The 2,624-nt window shown below is 69.6% G+C and carries 3 protein-coding genes; 2 read left to right on the forward strand and 1 reads right to left on the reverse strand.

The features are described 5' to 3' along the window. Nucleotides 1–917: PAS domain-containing protein (locus AB0C29_RS42790; RefSeq protein ID WP_360833303.1), on the reverse strand; the 917-nt coding region annotated here is incomplete at its 3' end. A gap of 443 nt (nt 918–1,360) precedes the next feature. On the opposite strand from AB0C29_RS42790, the gene AB0C29_RS42795 reads away from it, so the two are divergent. Next, a complete protein-coding gene (locus AB0C29_RS42795) occupies nt 1,361–1,996 on the forward strand; it encodes a DUF6230 family protein (RefSeq protein ID WP_360833305.1) in 636 nt (211 codons plus the stop codon). Nucleotides 1,997–2,079: 83 nt separating this feature from the next. After that, a partial coding sequence (locus AB0C29_RS42800) for a DUF6114 domain-containing protein (RefSeq protein ID WP_360833307.1) occupies nt 2,080–2,624 on the forward strand: 545 nt, incomplete at its 3' end.

Consider the following 2,624-nt stretch of genomic DNA (forward strand, 5'->3'; position numbering starts at 1 on the left):
GAGTCCAGCAGGGCCTGCTGCTGTGCCCGGTCCGCGGTGAGGTCGGTCATCGCCACGACCGCCCCGAGCGGTGTGCCGTCGGGGGCGGGGAGGGCGCGGCCGCCCACGACGACGTGCCGCGCCGGCCGGTCGTCGGGGCGGATGACGAGCTCGGCGTCGCTGACCACGCCGCCGTGCAGGACCTGCAGCAGGGGGATCTCTTCGCTGGGCAGTGCAGTGACCCCGTCGGCGCGGAACAGCCGGTAGTGCTCGGCGAAGTCGGCCGGCTCGATCGAGGGGTCGGCGTCGAGGCCGTGCCAGTCACGCGCGGCCCGGTTGAAGACGGTGAGGTGCCCGGACCGGTCGGCGGCGACCACCGCCACGTCGATGGTGTCCAGCACGGTGTCGGTGAACTGCTGGCGGGCCTCGGCCTCGGCGGCCAGCTCGGCCATGACACGGGCCTGCCGCCGCCGCTCGAACAGCGCGAGGATCACCCCGGCCAGGTCCTCCAGGCGCTCGATCTGCTCGCCGGTCAGCTCCCGGGGCACCGAGTCGAAGACACACAGCGTGCCCAGCGCGTGTCCGTGCGGCGTGACCAGCGGCGCCGAGGCGTAGAACCGCACGTCGGCGAGCACCCCGGTGACCCACGGGTTGTCGCGGTAGGTGGGGTCGGTACGGGCGTCCCGGACGTGCACGAACTGCCCGGCCTGGAACCGCAGGGCGCACATCGAGTCGGCGCGCGCGGAGTCACCACCGGTGAAACCCGCGGTGGTGAGCTGGCACTGGCGGTGCTCGTCGATCAGGTTGAGGGTCGCGGTGGGCACCCCGGCGACCATCGCGGCGACCCGGACGACCGCCTCCAGCTCGTCGTCGGCGGGTGCGTCGAGCACGCGGTACTCGTGCAACGCGGCCAGGCGCTGCTGCTCGTCTCGACTCAACGCCCGTTCCTCTCCGCACGGCGGCATCAGCCCTCGTGACCTAGTTCGGCAGGTATTGCCGCGACTTGAACCGGTGGTGCACGCACGCTGAGTGCACAGACCTGAGAGCTTCCTGAAAGTTGTTACCGATCCGTAACTTGGGCCCCATGCGTACGTGTGGTGACGATCACAAGCCCCTGGCCCGACCGATGTGTCCATTAGCGACGCATCTCACGGAGGCGTACCCCGATTGCAGTGACCCACAGTAATCGATCTTGTTTCACTCCTGTTACTGGCCGGTAGCCAGGGCTCTTGTCCTCATCCGCAGGTAGAGGCAACATTTCCCGCACGTTAAGACGGCCGCATCGACGGGCCTGCATACCAACGGTTGACCTAGAGTCGCCCGCGATGCGAGCCGCATGGCGGTGCGGTCGCAACCGTTGTAGTTCCCACAAGGAGGATCCGTGAAGGATGCGCAAGGCGATCCGGCCTACGGCCGCACCAACTGGCGCCGTTTCGCCGTAGCGGTGGCGGTCCCCACCGCGGCCGCCGGTGCCTTGGTCTTCGGCCTGGCCAACGGGGCGTTCGCCGCCTCGTTCGCCATCTCCGGCCAGCCGTTCAAGATCTCGGCCGACAAGCTCGACGGCGTCGGCTTCGCGCAGTACGGCGACCAGCTCGACACCGCGACGAAGGGTGACCGGGACGTCCCGGTCGCCATGTCCGGCATCGCCTCGGCGAAGCTCTACAACCTGTGCCAGTCGGTACGGGCCCCGGGCTCGCCGATCAGCCTGACGATCCGGGCCGGCCGTGACGCCGACGCCCCGGCGAAGGCGACCAACCTGCTGATCGGTATGACGGAGCTCAACGGCAACGCGGAGTTCACCGACATCAACATCGGCCAGGACGCCTCGACCCTCGGTCAGGGTGGCCCGAAGGCGAGCGGCCCGCTGGGCTCCTTCGGCCAGGAGGCCTCCCGAGTCGTGATCACCGACCTGAAGCAGACCGCGGTCTCCACCACGGCCGGCACGTTCACGCTGACCGGGCTCAACCTCAAGATCAACTTCCCGGGTAAGGACGGCAACCCACCGGAGTGCTTCTGAGGTAGTTCCCGAGGCCCGCGGAGATCACCGGCCGCGGGCCTCCACCATGCCGGGGGGCCCAGCACGATTTTCTGGAGGAGTACGTGGCAACAACCAACGCGTCGGACGGCGGTTTCCGCCGCTGGCGGCGAAGCAGGCCTTTCTGGGGCGGCCTGCTGCTCCTGATCGCCGGGCTGGAGCTGTTCCTCAGCGCCAACCTGACCCTCGGCGATCTCGAGGTCCACATGGGGCCGGAGGGTTTCCTGTCCTACCTGCTCCCGCTGCTGCTCGTACTGGCCGGCGTGCTCAGCTGGGTGACCCCGGGACAGCGCCTGTTCTACGGCGTGCTCGGCCTGCTCACCGCGGTGTACTCGCTGGTCGGGCTGAACCTCGGCGGCTTCGGGCTCGGCATGCTGCTCGGCATCTTCGGCGGCGCGCTCGTGCTCGCCTGGGCGCCCGCCCGGCCCAAGCCGCAGGCACCCGCCCCGGCCGCGTCCGACCAGGACCCGGCGGCACACGACACCGACGAGGATCCGGCGCCGCAGGAGCAGGACCAGCATCAGCATCAGCATCAGCATCAGCACGATCCCGCGGCCACCATGATCGTGCCGGGATTCACCGGCGGTCCGGACGACCACCGGAACGCGCC

This window comes from Actinoplanes sp. NPDC048791 (assembly GCF_040650095.1).
Classification (GTDB): Bacteria; Actinomycetota; Actinomycetes; order Mycobacteriales; family Micromonosporaceae; genus Actinoplanes.